Origin of the sequence: Arenicella sp. 4NH20-0111 (assembly GCF_040366405.1) — a bacterium.
GTDB lineage: Bacteria > Pseudomonadota > Gammaproteobacteria > Arenicellales > Arenicellaceae > Arenicella.
Genome location: NZ_BAABWF010000027.1, coordinates 1 through 1,008, shown reverse-complemented (window position 1 = coordinate 1,008; position 1,008 = coordinate 1). Strand labels below are relative to the sequence as shown.

Sequence of the window (1,008 nt, the reverse complement as noted above, 5' to 3'; positions counted from 1 at the left end):
TATTGCTTGGCTTGCCACAAGAAATAGAAGTCATTTCCGCGGGCCTCGCTTTTGTCTTTCAGTGTTTTATTGTAATCCATAACAGCTCCAGCAACAGCAGACCCGCCACCTATAGCGGCAACAATTTGTCCTATGTTCGGCGGTAACATCCCAGCATAAAGCCCTATAGAGACCGCGCCAGAACCAAAAAGGACCTTTTCTTTCAGTGATTCCTTTGTCTTCACTTTCCAGTCTTTGATCTTTTTATCAATTAAGTTAACTTCAGGAAGTATTTGATCGCGGAAGGCTTCTGCGACTTCAGCCTCAGACCATTTATTGGTCGATTTCAATAGAGCATGAACTTTATCTCTGTAAACCGAGAATGCCTCTTCTTCACTTTCTCTGAGCGAAACTATCGTTGATAAATCTTTGGCATAAACGGAGGGTAAGGAATGACTCATTCCATTGTTAAAAGCAGAAGAACTTGCAGCGTAGGCTTCGCTGTTTAACTTGGAGGCAATCTTCATCTGGGTCGCGTTGTCACATAGGTATGAGGTGCCATAAAATGCCGAATGCCACTCCTGATTTGATAAGTCTCTGATTATTGGAGAGATAATCAACGACAGCATACCCTCGGATAATACCTCTGCTTTAGAGAATTTATACGGAAGTTTTTTATCCATGAGCAATGTGATGGATTCTGGCAAATCACCAAATAGATGAAGATACCTTACGCCATGATCGATTAAACCCTCAGGACCTTCTATTTTAAGAAACGGCCCAGCGCCTTCGCCTACATCAAAAGAAATAGAACACTTTTCCGCCAGCTGCTCCTCAAGTAAATCGTACAATCGATTTTCTTTTCTCTCAATTTCAGCGGACAGTGGCTTTGCTAGAGAGTCGCTATGGTGTTGGCATAGCGACACCATATTTTGGGCATATTTAATAATGCCTTTTTCTATCAAGGGTTTTAGATACAAATAATTGTGTATGCCATATATCAATTCCTGCCTTGATGCATCGTTTAAG

At 41.7% G+C, this 1,008-nt stretch carries 1 protein-coding gene; it reads right to left on the bottom strand.

Annotation, left to right across the window (positions count from 1 at the left end; translation table 11 throughout):
• A partial coding sequence (locus ABWW54_RS20090) for a hypothetical protein (RefSeq protein ID WP_353415009.1) occupies window positions 1-1,008 on the bottom strand: 1,008 nt, incomplete at both ends.